This is a genomic window from Pseudomonas frederiksbergensis, from assembly GCF_001952935.1.
Lineage (GTDB): Bacteria > Pseudomonadota > Gammaproteobacteria > Pseudomonadales > Pseudomonadaceae > Aquipseudomonas > Aquipseudomonas frederiksbergensis.
Genome location: NZ_CP018319.1, coordinates 3672728 through 3689823 on the forward strand (window position 1 = coordinate 3672728; position 17096 = coordinate 3689823).

At 59.2% G+C, this 17096-nt stretch carries 16 protein-coding genes; 6 read left to right on the top strand and 10 right to left on the bottom strand.

What is annotated here, in order from left to right; translation table 11 throughout:
* The first annotated feature begins 53 nt into the window (after positions 1-53).
* A complete protein-coding gene (locus PFAS1_RS17060) occupies positions 54-1412 on the top strand; it encodes a transporter substrate-binding domain-containing protein (protein WP_076029879.1) in 1359 nt (452 codons plus the stop codon).
* 162 nt (positions 1413-1574) lie between these two features.
* Complete coding sequence (locus PFAS1_RS17065; RefSeq protein WP_033056390.1) at positions 1575-1862, top strand: DUF3509 domain-containing protein; 288 nt, start codon at positions 1575-1577, stop codon at positions 1860-1862.
* A gap of 170 nt (positions 1863-2032) precedes the next feature.
* Here PFAS1_RS17065 and PFAS1_RS17070 read toward each other — a convergent pair whose 3' ends face one another.
* Positions 2033-3001: a TIGR02285 family protein gene (locus PFAS1_RS17070; protein WP_076029880.1), complete on the bottom strand. Its 969-nt coding sequence runs from the start codon at positions 2999-3001 to the stop codon at positions 2033-2035.
* A complete protein-coding gene (locus PFAS1_RS17075; RefSeq protein WP_074879869.1) occupies positions 2955-4154 on the bottom strand; it encodes a CaiB/BaiF CoA transferase family protein in 1200 nt (399 codons plus the stop codon). The genes PFAS1_RS17070 and PFAS1_RS17075 overlap by 47 nt, the downstream gene beginning before the upstream one ends.
* Before the next feature lie 147 nt (positions 4155-4301).
* Between PFAS1_RS17075 and PFAS1_RS17080 the strand changes: the two genes are divergently transcribed.
* The 3 genes from PFAS1_RS17080 (at position 4302) to PFAS1_RS17090 (ending at position 7995) form a co-directional block, all read left to right on the top strand.
* A complete protein-coding gene (locus PFAS1_RS17080) occupies positions 4302-4844 on the top strand; it encodes a YaeQ family protein (protein ID WP_007897614.1) in 543 nt (180 codons plus the stop codon).
* Between the two features lie 66 nt (positions 4845-4910).
* Positions 4911-6620 (top strand): single-stranded-DNA-specific exonuclease RecJ, encoded by a 1710-nt coding sequence (gene recJ, locus PFAS1_RS17085; RefSeq protein ID WP_076029881.1) that lies wholly within the window; start codon positions 4911-4913, stop codon positions 6618-6620.
* Between the two features lie 268 nt (positions 6621-6888).
* Positions 6889-7995: an NADH:flavin oxidoreductase/NADH oxidase gene (locus PFAS1_RS17090; protein ID WP_076029882.1), complete on the top strand. Its 1107-nt coding sequence runs from the start codon at positions 6889-6891 to the stop codon at positions 7993-7995.
* 209 nt (positions 7996-8204) lie between these two features.
* On the opposite strand, the gene PFAS1_RS17095 is transcribed toward PFAS1_RS17090, so the two are convergent.
* Positions 8205-9830, bottom strand: a complete 1626-nt coding sequence (locus PFAS1_RS17095) for a glucan biosynthesis protein D (protein ID WP_076029883.1) — start codon at positions 9828-9830, stop codon at positions 8205-8207.
* A 390-nt stretch (positions 9831-10220) separates the two neighbouring features.
* Between PFAS1_RS17095 and PFAS1_RS17100 the strand changes: the two genes are divergently transcribed.
* Entirely contained in the window at positions 10221-10406 is a 186-nt protein-coding gene (locus tag PFAS1_RS17100) for a hypothetical protein (protein WP_074880851.1), read from the top strand.
* Positions 10407-10457: 51 nt separating this feature from the next.
* Here PFAS1_RS17100 and PFAS1_RS17105 read toward each other — a convergent pair whose 3' ends face one another.
* The 7 genes from PFAS1_RS17105 to ydcS all read right to left on the bottom strand — a co-directional run bounded on the left by PFAS1_RS17105 (position 10458) and on the right by ydcS (position 17015).
* The gene (locus PFAS1_RS17105; protein WP_076029884.1) at positions 10458-10748 is read right to left on the bottom strand and encodes a type II toxin-antitoxin system RelE/ParE family toxin; all 291 of its coding nucleotides are present in this window, start codon (positions 10746-10748) and stop codon (positions 10458-10460) included.
* A complete protein-coding gene (locus PFAS1_RS17110) occupies positions 10726-10974 on the bottom strand; it encodes a CopG family ribbon-helix-helix protein (RefSeq protein ID WP_074879854.1) in 249 nt (82 codons plus the stop codon). Before PFAS1_RS17110 ends, PFAS1_RS17105 begins: the two co-directional genes overlap by 23 nt.
* Before the next feature lie 313 nt (positions 10975-11287).
* Positions 11288-12712, bottom strand: coding sequence for a gamma-aminobutyraldehyde dehydrogenase (locus tag PFAS1_RS17115; protein WP_076029885.1), 1425 nt, complete (start codon positions 12710-12712; stop codon positions 11288-11290).
* 172 nt (positions 12713-12884) lie between these two features.
* A complete protein-coding gene (locus PFAS1_RS17120) occupies positions 12885-13727 on the bottom strand; it encodes an ABC transporter permease (RefSeq protein ID WP_076029886.1) in 843 nt (280 codons plus the stop codon).
* On the bottom strand, positions 13717-14664 hold the full coding sequence (locus tag PFAS1_RS17125; RefSeq protein ID WP_076029887.1) for an ABC transporter permease: 948 nt from the start codon (positions 14662-14664) through the stop codon (positions 13717-13719). The genes PFAS1_RS17120 and PFAS1_RS17125 overlap by 11 nt, the downstream gene beginning before the upstream one ends.
* Position 14665: 1 nt before the next feature.
* The gene (locus PFAS1_RS17130; RefSeq protein WP_076029888.1) at positions 14666-15703 is read right to left on the bottom strand and encodes an ABC transporter ATP-binding protein; all 1038 of its coding nucleotides are present in this window, start codon (positions 15701-15703) and stop codon (positions 14666-14668) included.
* A 160-nt stretch (positions 15704-15863) separates the two neighbouring features.
* Entirely contained in the window at positions 15864-17015 is a 1152-nt protein-coding gene (ydcS, locus tag PFAS1_RS17135) for a putative ABC transporter substrate-binding protein YdcS (RefSeq protein WP_074879836.1), read from the bottom strand.
* Positions 17016-17096: the final 81 nt, after the last annotated feature.

The following is a 17096-nucleotide window of genomic DNA, read 5'->3' on the forward strand; positions in this document are numbered from 1 at the left end:
GCTGGGTTTTCGCCCTATGAAGGACGGGCGAGTTGATCACGAAGGAAGTGGCAATGCTGTTTTTCATAGGGTTAAAACCAGCCGCGTGCTGGATGTTTTTTTTACTCGGCACCCTGGGCTTTGCTCAATGGGGGAGCGCGTCGCAATTGGCGGCAACCGATTCCAAAGGGACGGTGGCTGGCCCCAGGATCGAGCTGGATGCTCAGGAGTTGAAGTGGATTGCCGAGCATTCAAATGTCGTCGTCGCGTCGGTGCAATATCCGTTGTACCTGTTCAAGGATAAGCACGGCCAATGGAATGGCTTGAACAATGATCTGCTCAACCGCATCAGCGCGATGACGGGGTTGCGGTTTGTTCACGAAGAGTCGTTTTCCACCGATCAGTTGCTCGGGCGCCTGGAAAGTGGTGCAGCGGACATGAGCACGACGCTGGCGATGAATGACGAACGCAAGACGTTTCTGGATTTCAGTCATGCATTCGGTGGTGCTGGCTGGGTGTTCGTCGGGCGGGCCGGAGCGCCAGAGGTGCAATCGCTGGAGCAGCTGTCGGGAAGGGTTCTGGTGTTGCCGACCCGGCATGCGCTGGAGGCTACGATTCGCCGCGACTATTCGGACATCGAGCTGCGCTCGGTTAAAACCTACGCGGAGGCCCGGGCGCTGGTCGAGAGCGGCGAGGCCTATGCCACCATCGAAAACGAAACCGGAGCCCACCTCTATCCGTCCGGGCAACTCAAGGTCGGGTATACGGTGGAGGGCAAATGGGAGGCGGACCACCTGGCCGTCCGCAAAGGTCAACCTCAGCTGTCGAGCATTCTCAACAAGGCGCTTGAGGCGCTTGATCCTGCCGAACTGCGCGCCATGCGCCTGAAATGGCTCAATGGGATTGTCCCCGTCAAGGTGCCCGGTACCTGGAATCGACTCGCCGAGTGGGGCTGCTGGGGAATGTTTATCGTCAGTCTGTTCGGCTTGTTGTCCCTGCTCTGGAACCGACGGCTCACGATATTGATCCAGCAGCGCCTGGATGCCGAGAAAAGTCTGAGTGATCAACTCACCTTCCAGCACGCGTTGATGGACGCCATGCCCGATCCGATGTTTGTTCGCGATCTGGAAGGGCGTTTGATCATGTGCAACAAAAGTTATGAGGAAGGCTTGTCGACCCGTTTCGACCAGGTTCAGGGACGACAGCTGATTGAACTGGATGTCTTGCCCAAAGAGACTGCTGAACTGCTGCACGCAGAGTTCATGGCCCAGCTCGGTACGCGCAAGACGCGCTTCAGTGAGCGTCAATTGAAGTTCAACAACGGCGTCAGACATATCTATCAGTGGACGGTGCCTTTTTACGGTGCCGACGGACAATTGCGGGGCCTGCTGGGTGGATGGACCGATATCGGCAAGCGCAAGCAGCAGGCATGACGCGGCTGTTTTCTATCTGTCATCTTGGCCGTGCATGCTCTATTGACCCGCAGCGCAGGTTCACCAGCAGTCGGTATCCAGAACTTTCTTCTCGAGCCCGTGGTCATTTACTGTAGGAACGCCTCTGGCACTTTGTTTTCGGACTATTGAGTGGTGATCGAGATGGAAAGTATCAGTCTATTGCTCGGTGAAGCTCTGAGCCCGTATCAGGTAACGTTGACCCCGTCGGGAACCCATGGCGAATGCCTGGTGACACTGAAAAATGCGACCGGCGCGATCGTGGTCGAACGGGCGTTCAATCAGGCCCAACTGACCAGCAAGCGTCTGCTGACGGATGTCGTCGACGGATTGCATCGCGACGTGCTGATTGCCGAAGGCAGGCTGGAGCCCTGCGTCATCGCGGCGTTGCGCAATGCTGCCCAGGACAAGATCCTGGCCAACCGAAATTGAATTGTTTTTTGTGGGAACCTTCCTGCGCTCGGGTCAGTCAGACCATGTAACAGCAGGATCGAGCATTGTGCTCCGGTGCTTGTAGCTTGCTGCCACTGGTCTTTATGTAGGCCACGTTTAACCCCGAGTCGTCTCCCCACTTCTCGGGGTTTCTTTTTGCCTGCGATTTGTCATTGCCCGGCCTGCTGCAGGAAAAATACCCGACTGGCTTCCAGGTAGTCGCTGCGGCTTTCGGGGTCCAGCCAGGCGGCATATGCCTCGCTCAAGTGATCGTGGGGCAGGGTGCGCAGCACTTGGTTGATCTCGATGATCGCCTGCCGGCCCTGAGGGGTGTCGGTACAGCCGATGTAGCCGGACAGGTATTTACCCGTGCCGCGAATCGGGTAGAACTGCAGTTCCTCTTCCGCGATCCCTTGCTGCTGGGCCTGGTAGCGGATCTCCGAACGGTACCCCAACAGCGTCCGCAAGCGCCCCAGGCGTTGCATTTGCAACAGGCTGCCCAACGCATCGTTCCCGTAATGGAGAGTCAGTGAGTTGGCTGGCGCTTGTTTGAGCAGCGCGTCGAGATATTCGCCGTAATTGCGCTCGGCAATAATGCCCAGTTTCTCCCGGCCACTGGTCAGCAGGGCCGCCAGGTCCACTTCGCCGTCCTTGATAAAGGGCGCCAGCGCCTCTCGATCAATGCGCCGCACTGCCAGGCCGTTACTCATGGCGCGAAAGACCGGAATGGAAAACGCAATCCAGCCAGCGCGCTCCTTGCTCCAGTTCAGCGCCGCATCGCACGTGAGGGAGGGCTCGTGGAGCATTTGCAAGCCGCGAGCGCGATTGACTCGCATCAGGGTGTGTTCGTATTGCGGCATGCGGGCGATCAGCATGGGTAATAGCTGATCGATGACTCCCTGGCCCTTTTTCGATCCCTCGAAAATCATCAGCGGTGGAAGGTCGCGCAGTAACCAGACCAGGGTTTCTTTCGGTTGCGCCAACGTTGGCTGAGCCTGGCCAGCGAGCAGCAAGAAAAACGCAAACGCGCACAAAGCTCGCCCGCCGCGCAACAGGCAGTGGTTGATGGGGCGCGCAAGCAGGCAGCCCAGCTTAGATGGCCCCGTCTTCACGCAGCTTTGCGATCTGTTCCTTGTCATAACCAAGATCGTTGAGTACCTGCGCATTGTGTTCGCCCAACTGCGGCCCGACCCATTCCGATGTTCCGGGTGTCTCTGAGAGTTTCGGCACGATTCCCGGCATCTTGAAATCTTTGCCGTCCGGCAACTTGGCCTTGAGGAACATTTCCCTGGCCAGGTACTGCGGATCACTGAACATGTCCTCAGCACTGAAGATCCGGCTGGCCGGTACGTCGGCCTGATTCAACTGCTCGATGAGGGTGTCCAGCGGCAGCGAGTTGGCCCAGCGATCAATCACCCCATAAATCTCGTCGCGACGGTTATCGCGTCCGTCGTTGCTGGCCAGCGCAGGGTCGTTGGCCAGATCCTCGCGTCCAATGACCAGCATGAAACGCTTGAAGATCGCGTCGCCATTGGCGCCGATCTGCACATGTTTGCCGTCGGCACTGGTGTGGATCGACGAGGGCGTGATGCCCGGCATGATGTTGCCGGTGCGTTCGCGGATGAAACCGAACACGTCGAATTCCGGGACCATGCTTTCCATCATGGCGAAGATCGCTTCATATAGCGCCACATCCACCACTTGGCCAAGGCCACCGTTGACCTCGCGATGACGCAAAGCCATCAATGCGCCGATCACGCCCCAGAGCGCGGCAATAGAGTCGCCGATGGAAATCCCGGTGCGCACCGGTGGTCGGTCTTCGAACCCGGTGATGTAGCGCAAGCCGCCCATGGATTCACCGACGGCGCCAAAGCCTGGCTGGTCCTTCATCGGCCCGGTCTGACCGAAACCCGAGAGGCGCACCATCACCAGTTTCGGGTTCAGTGCGTGCAAGACTTCCCAGCCCAGGCCGAGTTTTTCCAGCACGCCAGGGCGAAAGTTCTCGATCAGGATGTCCGCCTCGCTGAGCAGTTTTTTCAGAATCGCCAGCCCGTCGGGGTGTTTGAGGTTCAGGGTCAGGGATTTTTTGTTGCGCGCCTGGACGAACCACCACAGCGAGGTGCCTTCATACAGTTTTCGCCATTTGCGCAACGGATCGCCGCCATCGGGGGACTCGATTTTGATCACCTCGGCACCGAACTCGCCGCAAATGCGCGAGGCAAACGGCCCGGCGATCAACGTACCCAATTCAATGACTTTCAGCCCTGAGAGCGGTTTTCCGGTGAGCGGCATGCTGGATCCTGTAGGACAAAGGTTGAGCGAAGACAGGGTTTTAACATAGCCGAACGTCAGACGACCAAGGTTGATCGCCTTCAATTCGTGGATTGCCTACCGCATCGGTTAGACTTGCCGCCTTTCCCCGTATCAAGAAGCCCGTTCATGGCCCAGCCGTCCACGACCTACAAGTTTGAACTGAACCTTACCGACCTCGACCGCAGCGTGTACGAGAGCGTGAAGCAGACCATCGCCCGTCACCCTTCGGAGACCGAAGAGCGTATGACCGTGCGGCTGCTGGCCTACGCCTTTTGGTACAACGAGCAGTTGTCGTTCGGTCGCGGTCTGTCAGACGTGGACGAACCTGCCCTGTGGGAAAAGAGCCTGGACGACCGCGTCCTGCACTGGATCGAAGTCGGCCAGCCAGACGCCGATCGCCTGACCTGGTGCTCGCGTCGCACCGAGCGCACCAGCCTGCTGGCCTACGGCAGCCTGCGCGTCTGGGAGACCAAAGTGATCCCGGCGATCAAAAACCTGAAAAACGTGCACATCGCTGCTGTTCCGCAGGAAGTGCTGGAAACCCTGGCCAAAGACATGCCCCGGGTTATCAAGTGGGACGTGATGATCAGCGAAGGAACGATTTTCGTCACCGACGACCGTGGTCAGCACGAAGTCCAGTTGCAGTGGCTGAGCGGCGAACGCGGCTGATTATTCGCTGCTGGTCCGCGTTATCCGGTTTTGTCCTACGTCTCCAAGAGAAGCACCTGTCACCCCATGCGCATCGAACCTCGCCTGTTGCCCGATACCCTGCCATTCCTCGGTGATCTGCCGCCACTGCTGACCCGTCTGTACGCGGCGCGGGGCGTGCTGTCCGAGGCTGAACTGGACAAGAGCCTGGCGCGGCTGATTCCGTTCCAGCAGCTCAAAGGCATCGATGCCGCGGTGGATTTGCTGGTGACGGCGCTCGAGCAGCGTCAGCGGATTCTGATCGTCGGTGACTTCGACGCCGATGGCGCGACGGCCAGCACCGTGGGCATGTTGGGCTTGCGCCTGCTGGGCGCGGCGCACGTCGACTATTTGGTGCCGAACCGGTTCGAGTATGGCTACGGCCTGACGCCGGAAATCGTCGAAGTGGCGCTGACCCGTACACCCCAATTGCTGATCACTGTGGACAACGGGATCTCCAGCGTTGAAGGCGTGGCGGCGGCGAAAAAGGCCGGGCTCCAAGTGCTGGTCACCGACCACCACTTGCCCGGTGACGAGTTGCCGCTGGCCGATGCCATCGTCAATCCGAATCAGCCGGGTTGCGGGTTTGCGAGCAAGGCGCTGGCCGGCGTCGGAGTGATCTTCTATGTACTGATGGCCCTGCGCGCGCGTTTGCGTAGCCTCGGCTGGTACGAGAGCAAGCCGCAGCCGAACATCGGCGAGTTGCTGGACCTTGTGGCCCTGGGCAGCGTCGCCGACGTGGTTCCGCTGGATGCCAACAACCGGATTCTGGTGCACCAAGGCCTCGAGCGGATTCGCGCCGGGCGTGCACGACCGGGGATCAAGGCGATCCTCGAAGTTGCCAAGCGTGATCACACGCGCATCACCTCTACCGACCTGGGTTTCATTGTTGGCCCGCGTCTGAACGCGGCGGGGCGGCTGGATGACATGAGCCTGGGCATCGAATGCCTGCTCACCGAAGACGCTGGTCTGGCACGTGAAATGGCCGCTCAACTCGACGGCATGAACCAGGACCGCAAATCCATTGAGCAGGGCATGCAGCGTGAAGCGCTGGCTCAACTCAAGGATTTGCCGGTCGAGTCGATGCCGTTCGGCCTGTGCCTGTTCGATCCCGAGTGGCACCAGGGTGTCATCGGAATCCTCGCATCGCGTATGAAAGATCGCTATTTCCGTCCGACCATTGCCTTTGCTGATGCCGGCGATGGCTTGCTTAAGGGCTCGGGACGTTCGGTTCAGGGTTTTCATATTCGCGACGCATTGAGCGTGGTGGCGGCGCAGCATCCGAATCTGATCAGCAAATACGGTGGCCATGCGATGGCCGCCGGCCTGACGCTGCCGGAAGCGAACTTTCCGTTGTTCGCCGAAGCCTTTGACGCGGAAGTGCGTAGGCAATTACGCGAAGAAGACCTGACCGGGCGATTGTTGTCGGACGGCACGCTGGCGGTCGAGGAATTCCACCTGGAACTGGCCCGTGCCCTGCGCCATGCCGGACCTTGGGGGCAGCACTTCCCGGAGCCGTTGTTCCACGGCGTGTTCCAGCTGGTCGAGCAGCGAGTGGTCGGTGAGCGGCACCTCAAAGTGGTGCTGAAGAGTGAATGCGGTTCGGTAAAACTGGATGGCATTGCCTTCGGAATCGACCGCGACATCTGGCCGAATCCGACCATCAAGTGGGTGGAATTGGCCTACAAACTCGACCTCAACGAGTTTCGTGGCAACGAAACGGTGCAGTTGATGATTGCCCACATCGAACCGCGTTGAATCCTTCGCGAGCAAGCCCGCTCCCACAGGATTTGCGCAACCCCTGTGGGAGCGGGCTTGCTCGCGAAGGCGATCTCCGTGACACCAAATATCCCCGGAACCCTCCCTCATCCCCCGATGTCGACTAGTCTCTAAGCACTGCTTGATTCTCCTTGTGACGTCTTGTCGAATTTTTTGCCCGCGGGGGCGGGTGCTGCACCTTTTTCCTGTCACTCGTCGACTTTCAAACAGAACCCTGGAGCCTGCCCACTGATTCGAGAGGTGCCCCATGAGTCTGCTGCTTGAACCCTATACCCTTCGTCAATTGACCCTGCTCAACCGCATTGCGGTATCGCCGATGTGCCAGTACTCCAGCGTTGATGGACTGGCCAATGACTGGCACCTGGTCCACCTCGGCAGTCGCGCTGTCGGCGGGGCCGGCCTGGTATTTACCGAAGCCACGGCGGTCACGGCCGACGGGCGCATCACCGCCGAGGACCTCGGCCTGTGGAACGATGAACAGATCGAACCGTTGCAACGCATCACTCGCTTCATTGCGGCGCAAGGCGCTGTGGCCGGCATTCAGTTGGCTCACGCCGGGCGCAAGGCCAGCACCCATCGGCCGTGGATCGGTAAACATGGCAGCGTCAAACCCGAAGACGGTGGCTGGATCCCGGTGGGGCCGTCGCCGATTGCTTTCGACCCGCAGCACACCCATCCCAAACAGCTCGATGAAAGCGAGATTGCCGAGGTCATTCAGGCGTTTGTCGCTTCGGCCAAGCGAGCGCTGACCGCCGGTTTCAAAGTGGTGGAAATACACGCTGCCCACGGCTACCTGTTGCATCAATTTCTTTCGCCCCTGAGCAATCAGCGGCGCGATCAATTTGGTGGCTCGTTCGAGAATCGCATCCGGCTGGTGCTGCAAGTCACCGAAGCGGTGCGGGCGGTGTGGCCTGAAGAGTTACCGCTGTTCGTGCGGGTGTCGGCCACCGATTGGGTGGAAGACGGCTGGAACCCGGATGAAACCGTGGAGCTGGCGCGACGCCTCCACGCGTTGGGCGTAGACCTGATTGACGTCTCGTCGGGCGGTACGGCGGTGAACGCCGAGATTCCTACAGGTCCCGGTTATCAGACCCGCTTCGCTGAACGTGTACGCAAAGAGTCAGGCATTGCCACCGGCACGGTAGGAATGATTACCGAGCCGGCGCAGGCCGAGCACATTCTGCGCACCTGTCAGGCTGACATCATCTTTCTGGCCCGCGAGCTGTTGCGTGATCCGTACTGGCCGCTGCATGCCGATGATGACCTGGGTGGACGCAAGGCCATCTGGCCGGCGCAGTATCATCGGGCTACCCATCGTGAGCAGCCGATTCATGAGTCGGATTTGCGCGACTGATTGAGGCGGTAAAACCAAAAAGCCCCGATTGTTGTGATCGGGGCTTTTCTGATTCTGTGCAGTGAGGTTTGTTGTCTGTCAGGCCCTCATCGCGAGCAGGCTCGCTCCCACATTGGATCTCCATTGGATGTAAATTTTGTATCCAACAAAGATCACCTGTGGGAGCGAGCCTGCTCACGATGGGGCCAGCCCAGACCCCCCGATTACTCTCAGGTGTACTTGCGCTTCTCAGGCGCCGGCGGGAAATACTGGTACAACCAGGTCTCACTTAACGTCCGGTCATTGGTGCGAATGAACAACCGCAGCTCAACCGGAGCCACGCTGTCATTGGTCGGGTACCAGTCAAAGGTAATGCGGTAACCCTTGATGTCATCCAGCACCAGCACGTTGAAATCCTTGACCTGCCCATTCGAGCACGTGACCACCGGCTCGATCCCCGTGCCTTCAGGCAAGCGATCCAGGCCGCCTCCGGTGAAGTCCACGGCAAACCGTCGAGCCCAGACCTCCGGGTAATGCTCGCCAGGTGCCCAGCCTTCGATGAAGCCGCCCATGCCCGAACGAGTGGCGTTGACCCGCGCCAACGGTGTGCCGACCGGTGGCAGTGCGCTCCAGTACAGCTTGTAGCCGTAGTTCAGGGAGTCGCCGGCCGCGACCGGTTTCTTCGGGGTCCAGAACGCGACGATGTTATCCAGTGTTTCGCCAGTCGTAGGAATTTCCAACAGATCGATAGAGCCTTCGCCCCACGCGGTCGTAGGTTCTACCCACAGGCTCGGACGCTTGCTGTACCAGTCGACGGTGTCTTGATAACTGTCGAACTCATGATCGGTCTGCACCAGACCGAAACCTTTCGGGTCGGTGTCGGCGAAGGCGTTGAATTGCAGGGTGGCCGGGTTGTTCAGCGGGCGGCAGATCCACTCGCCGTTGCCGCGCCACATGGCCAGGCGATCAGAGTCGTGGATTTGCGGGTGAATCGTGTCGCACATCCGCCGTTCATGGGTGCCGCAGCTGAACATGCTGGTCATCGGCGCGATGCCCAGTTGTTCGATGGAAGTGCGCGCATTGATGTGGGCATCGATGGCCATGACAACCTGGCTGGCCTGGCAGTCGATGTCGAAACGGTAGGCACCGGTGGCGCTCGGCGAATCCAGCAGGGCGTAGACCACGAAGCGGGTGCTGTTTTTGTCCGGGGTCTCGAACCAGAACTTGGTGAAATCCGGGAATTCTTCACGCTTCTTGGCATAGGTATCGATCGCCAGCCCGCGTGCCGACAGACCGTACTGCCCTGAGGCATCGACCGCGCGGAAATAGCTGGCGCCGAGGAAGGACAGTACGTCGTGCCGGTCCAGCTCCGGGGCCTTGAACAGCTTGAACCCGGAGAACCCCAGGTCGCCCGTGAGCTGTTTGGTGTCGACCGTGGTTTTTTCATAGTTGAACAGGGAAGGGCGGAAATGCACTTCCCGCGCCTGACGCGTCTTGGGGTCGACGCTGTACATGCGCACCGGCTGCTTGAACCCCATGCCCACATGGAAGAACTGCACATCCAGCTGACCCTTGAGGTCATGCCAGAGCGAGTGATTGCCGTCGTAGCGGATCGCGTTGAAGTTTTGCGGAGTCATGGTCGCCAGGGTCGGCGGCAACACCTGCTTGGTGTCCTGATAGCGATTGCCGGCGAGCTGCTTGGCCTGGATCTTCAGCGCTTCGAAATCGAACGCCTGAGCCTCGCCATCTGCCGCGCCGGTACCGGCCCAGGCCCGCGAAGCCAGCAGGCCGGTGGCTGATAAACCGGTGTAGGCGGCGATGGCCATGGATGCTTTGAGCAAATTCCTGCGGTGCATAAGTTCAACCTGTCGTGAACAATCCCGCGCCGTTCCTGGCACGTGCTGGATCAAAAATAAAGGTTCGGACATGCCTTCGGCCAAACGCAACGGACATTAAACAGATAACAAATAGCTTAAACCGTTCGGTTGTGTAGAAAAAATGATTGGTAGCACTTTGGCTTCGCGGCAATGAAACAAGAAATGTCGGTTAAGTTTTCTGACAGTGCTTTCTGATTTATAGGGCATTTCTGCTTTTTTCGACTAATTACTCTAAAAATCGCTTTTCACCGCCGCGATAGTTCCTATTCTGTGTTCATGACCGACCCTGCCCTTCAGGCCGGCGACTAGAAAAAGGAGAGGGCGATGCGGTTTTTGAAGTTTTCTCGGGCTTATAGAAGGACATCGTCCATGACGAAAGTACAAGGCATCACTCAGTTGCTGGGAATCCTACCTTGCCTGAGCACTGCGCGCCGAAGGCGTCGGGTCAGCTCGGACGAGATGAAGTTGTTGGAGCGCTATCGGGAGCTGTCGGAAAGCGACCAGATTGCGATGCGGTATCTGGTGGAGGCGATGAGGAGTGTTTCGCGGTTTTAAGGGGGTACGACATTCAGCCGCGGCGATAGTGTTGCGGCTGAATGTCGCCGATTACCAATTTTGCGATCGCTCTGCCCGCTGGTGCAGAACACGCAGTACCTGTATCTGGCCATGCATCAATCGATAGGGAGCGATAAATGGATAACGGCCAAATACCAGCTCACGTACATCCGGTACTACTGAAGGCCTTCCTGACCCTGGAAACTGCTCCAGTTGATGGAAGGATTGCAGAAAAATCGCTATGACCTCCAGTGCGGCATCAGCACCAAGGATGCCTTGGTAATACTCATGAATAGAATCGAGGTCACTTTCAGCTTTTTCAGTCAGTGCTACGCTCGGCACGTTTTGCCCACTTAGCCTTTACGGCATCCAGATCGGTGAGATTTCCTGCGTCGGCGTCTTTTATGCCGTCGCTTATGGCTTGCAGATGCCATGACTCGGCTTCTACATATCGAACCAATGCACGCTTGAGATGGTACTGACGGTCTCGATCGGTGGCCGCTGCCAGATTATCCAGCTGTTGGGCCAGCGATTCTTCAACTCGAAAGGACAAAACGGGTGAGGCCATGGTGGCTCTCCTAGAGGTGTATACGCTGTAAACGACGTAAACACCCTAGGTCTTACCGGCTTGTTCGTCAACCGATTGCCTTGCATTGGTTTGAAGAAACCTTAGCGGGCGAAAGAAGAATGGGAGGAGGGGATGTATTTCGAAATGCTCTGAGTGCCCCGCTGCCATTGGTGGCACAGGTTTCGGTTTTCCGGGACGAAGTGGTGCACCAGAAGCCATCGCGGGCAAGCCTTGCTCCTACAGGTTTTGTGGTCGTGCACCAGTCTTGCGAACGACATCAATCCTGTAGGAGCAAAGCCTGCTCGCGATGCTTTTAGTGCTTGAACATCACATGCCGAACGACGGTGTAGTCCTCCAGCCCGTACATGGACATGTCCTTGCCATAACCGGACAGTTTCTGACCGCCGTGGGGCATTTCGCTGACCAGCATGAAGTGCGTATTCACCCAGGTGCAGCCGTACTGCAAACGCGCAGACAGGCGATGCGCACGACCGACGTCCGAGGTCCAGACCGACGACGCCAGGCCATAGTTCGAATCGTTGGCCCAGCCCAGCACCTGTGCTTCATCGGTGAATTTGGTCACCGACACCACCGGCCCGAACACTTCACGACGGACGATTTCATCGTCCTGTTGCGCGTCGGCCAACACGGTGGGTTCGAAGAAGAATCCATTGCCTTCCACAGCCTTGCCGCCGGTGATCAATCGGATATGCGGCTGCGCCACGGCACGCTCGACAAACCCGGTCACGCGGTCGCGATGTTGCGCGGTGATCAACGGACCCAGCTCGGTCGATGGATCATCCTGCAAGCCGCACTTGATGCTGCTGACCGCTTCGCCGAGCTTCTCGACGAACGTGTCGTAGATGCCTTCCTGCGCGTAGATGCGGCAGGCGGCGGTGCAGTCCTGGCCGGCGTTGTAGAAACCGAAGGTGCGAATGCCTTCCACGGCGGCGTCGATGTCGGCGTCGTCGAAGATGATCACCGGGGCCTTGCCGCCCAGTTCCATGTGCATGCGTTTGACGCTGTCGGCGGTGCTGGAAATGATGTTCGAACCGGTGGCGATCGAACCGGTCAACGAGACCATGCGCACTTTCGGGTGTGTGACCAGTGGATGACCCACCGTAGGACCACGACCGAACACCAGGTTAAGCACGCCGGCCGGGAAAATATCCGACGCCAGTTCCGCCAGGCGCAGCGCGGTCAGCGGGGTTTGTTCCGACGGTTTGAGCACCACGGTATTACCTACGGCGAGGGCCGGGGCGATTTTCCAGGCGACCATCATCAGCGGGTAGTTCCATGGTGCGATGGACGCGATCACGCCGACCGGGTCGCGGCGGATCATCGAGGTGTGGCCGGGGAGGTATTCACCGCCCGCCGAACCGCTCATGCAACGGCTGGCGCCAGCGAAGAAACGGAACACGTCGGCAATCGCCGGGATCTCGTCGTTCAATGCGGCGCTGTAGGGTTTTCCGCAGTTATCCGATTCCAGTTTGGCCAGTTCTTCGCCATGGGCTTCGATGGCGTCGGCGAGTTTGAGCAGCAGCAATGAGCGTTCTTTCGGCGTGGTTTGCGACCAGCCTTCGAAGGCGCTGTCGGCGGCACGCACGGCGGCATCGACCTGGGCTTCACTGGCTTCGTTGATTTCCACCAACACACGACCGAGGGCCGGGTTGAACACCGGTTGGGCGGGGCCTTCGCCGTCGATCAGTTGGCCATTGATCAAGAGTTTGGTTTGCATGGCTTTGTCCTCTTCGCAACTGTTGTTTTTTCTCTGTAGGAGCCCGATCAAATTGTGGGAGTGAGCCTGCTCGCGATAGCGGTGTATCAGCTGACATCAATGTTGAATGTGATGTCCTCATCGCGAGCAGGCTCACTCCTACAGAGATTCGATTCCTTCAGTGGTCATTCGGTTATTTCCCGCCACTGCCCGCAACGCTTTCGCCGCCACGGGTCAGGTAATAGGCGCCGAGGATCGGCAGCATGGTCACCATCATCACCAGCATCGCGACGACGTTGGTCACCGGCACGTCCCGTGGGCGGCTGAGCTGGTTGAGCAGCCACAGCGGCAGGGTGCGTTCATGGCCGGCGGTGAAGGTAGTGACGATGATTTCGTCGAACGACAGGGCAAACGCCAACATGCCGCCGGCCAGCAACGCCGAGCCGAGGTTCGGCAGGACGATGTAGCGGAAGGTCTGCCAGCCGTCGGCACCGAGGTCCATCGAAGCCTCGATCAAACTGTGAGACGTGCGACGCAAGCGGGCGATGACGTTGTTGTAGACGATCACCACACAGAAGGTCGCGTGGCCGACAATGATGGTGAACATTCCCGGCTCGATCCCCAGCGTCTTGAAGGTCGCCAGCAAGGCGATGCCGGTGATGATCCCCGGCAAGGCAATCGGCAGGATCAGCATCAGCGAAATGCCTTGCTTGCCGAAGAAATCCCGCCGGTACAAGGCCGCCGACGCTAGCGTGCCGAGGATCAGCGCAATCAACGTCGCGACGGAAGCGATTTGCAGTGACAGCTTGATCGCTTCCAGCACGTCGGGACGCGAGAACGCCACGCCGATCCACTTCAACGTGAAGCCTTTAGGCGGAAAACTGAACGCCGCGTCTTCGGTGTTGAAGGCGTACAGGAAGATGATCAGGATCGGAAAGTGCAGAAACAGCAACCCGCCCCAGGCTGCGATGCGCAGGCCAAGCGAAGCTTTCTCTCCGTGGGTTTCCGGCACTGGTTTTTTTGCATCAGAGCGCATCGAAGGCCCCCAGTCGTTTCACGATAGTCAGGTAAATGGCGATCAACACAATCGGCACCAACGTGAAGGCCGCAGCCATCGGCATGTTGCCGATCGCGCCTTGCTGGGCGTACACCATGCTGCCGACGAAGTAGCCCGGCGGGCCCACCAGTTGCGGCACGATGAAGTCGCCCAGGGTCAGTGAAAAGGTGAAGATCGAACCGGCCGCGATGCCCGGAATCGACAGCGGCAAAATCACTTGCATAAAGGTCTGGCGCGGCTTTGCGCCAAGGTCGGCCGACGCTTGCAGCAAGGACGGGGGCAGACGTTCCAGCGAGGCCTGGATCGGCAGGATCATGAACGGCAGCCAGATGTAGACGAACACCATGAACCGGCCCAGGTGCGAGGTCGACAAGGTGCTGCCGCCGACACCCGGAATGCCCAAAACGAATTGCAACACCGGCTCAAGCCCCAGGTGCTGAACGAACCACTGTGCCACGCCGCCCTTGGCCAGCAGCAACGTCCAGGCATACGCCTTGACGATGTAGCTGGCCCACATCGGCATCATCACCGCGATGTAGAAAAACGCCTTGGTCTTGCCGGTGGTGTAGCGCGCCATGTAGTAGGCGATCGGGAACGCGACGATGGCACTGGCGATCGACACGACGACGGCCATGCTCAAGGTGCGCAGGATGATGTCGAAGTTCGACGGCTGGAACAGGGCTGCGAAGTTCGCCAGGGTCAGGTCGGGCGTGACCGCCATGGTGAAGTCATCGAAGGTGTAGAAGCCTTGCCACAACAGAACCAGCAGCGAGCCGAGGTAGATCGCGCCGAACCACAGCAGTGGCGGCACCAGCAGCAGCGACAGGTAAAAATTCGGCCGGCGATACAGCAGGTTGGAAAACCGGCGCAGCGGCGAGCCGCCGGCCGGGGTTTGAGGGAGAGCCACGCTGTTCATCTCACACCCCGCCGACAGCGTTGTCGTGCAGCGGGATCATCGCTTCCCGTGCCCAGCGTGCGCTGATGCGTTGGCCGGTCTGATGTTGCGCGCTGACGTCGAGCCACTGGACGTTGGCCTGGCTGATGTTCAGGGTCTGGCCGTTTTCCAGTTTCACTTCATAGCGCGTGGCGCTGCCCTGGTACTGAATGTCGTGGAGCAAGCCGCTGACTTCGATTTCATGACTGGCCAACGGTCCTTCGGCGAAACGCACGTGTTCCGGGCGAATCGAAAACGGCTGTGGATTGCCACTCAATTGTTTCGCCAGGTCGCCGCGAATCACGTTGGAGGTGCCGACGAATTCGGCGACAAAGGTTGTGGCCGGTTTCATGTAGAGGTTGCGCGGGGTATCGACCTGCTCGATGCGCCCCTTGTTGAACACCGCCACCCGATCCGACATTGACAGCGCTTCGGTCTGGTCGTGGGTGACGAAGATGAAAGTGATGCCGAGCTGGCGTTGCAGCTTCTTCAATTCACTCTGCATTTGCTCGCGCAGTTTTAAATCGAGCGCGCCCAACGGTTCATCGAGCAGCAGCACGCGCGGACGATTGACCAGGGCGCGGGCCAGGGCCACACGCTGGCGCTGACCGCCGGACAGTTGCACCGGTTTACGCGCGCCGTAGCCGCCGAGGGCGACCATGTCGAGGGCTTCTTCGGCGCGTTTCTGGCGTTCGGTTTTGCCGACGCCTTTGACCTTCAAACCGTAGGCGACGTTGTCGAGTACGTTCATGTGCGGGAACAACGCGTAATCCTGGAACACGGTGTTCACGTCACGCTGATAGGGCGGCAGCCCGGCGGCCTCGAAGCCGTGAATCCGGATAGAGCCTGCACTCGGTTGTTCGAAACCGGCGATCAGGCGCAGACAGGTGGTTTTGCCCGAGCCGGAAGGGCCCAGCATGGAAAAGAACTCGCCGTCCTGGATGTCGATGGAAACCCGGTCAACGGCCTTCACTTCGCCGAACTGACGGGAAACGTTGGTGAACTGGACTGCAAGCGTCATGGTGCGGTGCTCCAAAAAATCGAGGGCTGGTGATGATCGTTCCCATGCTCTGCGTGGGAATGCAGCCCGTGACGCTCTGCGTCACTTTTGCGCGAATGGACGCGGAGCGTCCGGTGATGCATTCCCACGCAGAGCGTGGGAACGATCGGTACGGGGTGTGTCAGCGACCACCCATGATCGAGATGTAGTCCTGGGTCCAGCGGCTGTACGGCACGAATTTGCCGCCCTCAGCCTGTGGGGTCTTCCAGAAGGCGATCTTCTCGAACTGGTCGAAGCCATTGGTTTTACAACCCTCGGCGCCGAGCAACTCGCTTTCTTTGCAGCCCGCAGGAACCGCTGGCAACGAACCGAACCAGGCCGCCAGGTCACCCTGGACTTTCGGTTGCAGCGACCAGTCCATCCACTTGTAGGCGCAGTTCGGGTGCTTGGCTTCGGCGTGCAACATGGTGGTGTCGGCCCAGCCCGTTGCACCTTCTTTTGGAATGACCGAGGCAACCGGCTGCTTGTCCGCCACCAGGCCGTTGACCATGTAGCCCCAGGTGCTGGACGCCGCCACGCCTTCGTTCTTGACGTCACTCATCTGGACCGTTGCGTCGTGCCAGTAGCGGTGGACCAAGGGCTGTTGCTTGCGAAGCAGGTCCAGCGCCGCTTTGTATTGCGCTTCATTGAGCTGGTACGGGTCCTTGATGCCCAGTTCCGGCTGTTTCGATTTGAGATAAAGCGCCGCATCGGCGATGTAGATCGGGCCGTCATAGGCCTGGACCCGGCCCTTGTTGGACTTGCCGTCCGGCAGGGTCTGTTCTTCGAACACCACGCTCCAGCTGTCCGGCGCCGTTTTGAAGATATTGGTGTTGTACATCAACACGTTCGGCCCCCATTGGTACGGGGTGCCGTAGGTTTGCTGGTTGACGACATACCACGGGCCATCCTTGAGCCGAGGGTCAATGGTCTTCCAGTTCGGGATCAACGCCGTATTGATCGGCTGCACACGTTTGCCGGCGATCAACCGCAGGGAGGCGTCGCCGGATGCCGTCACCAGGTCATAACCACCCTTGGACATCAGGCTGACCATCTCATCGGAGGTTGCAGCAGTCTTGACGTTGATCTTGCAGCCGGTTTCTTTTTCGAAACCGGTGACCCAGTCATAGGCCTTGTCGCTTTCGCCACGTTCGATGTAGCCAGGCCAGGCCACAATATCCAGCTGACCTTCGCCGGCACCGACGGCTTTCAGCGGTTCGGCGGCCTGGATACTGGCACTGGCCAGCAGCGCGGTGGTAATTGCACTGAGCAGTGCGGTCTTGTGCACGAACATGGGGTTTCCCTCTTCTTTAATTATGGTCGGGGCAGTTTTGAACGTGGTGAGGCAGGCCGTTAGCGGGCTTGTTATAAGCGT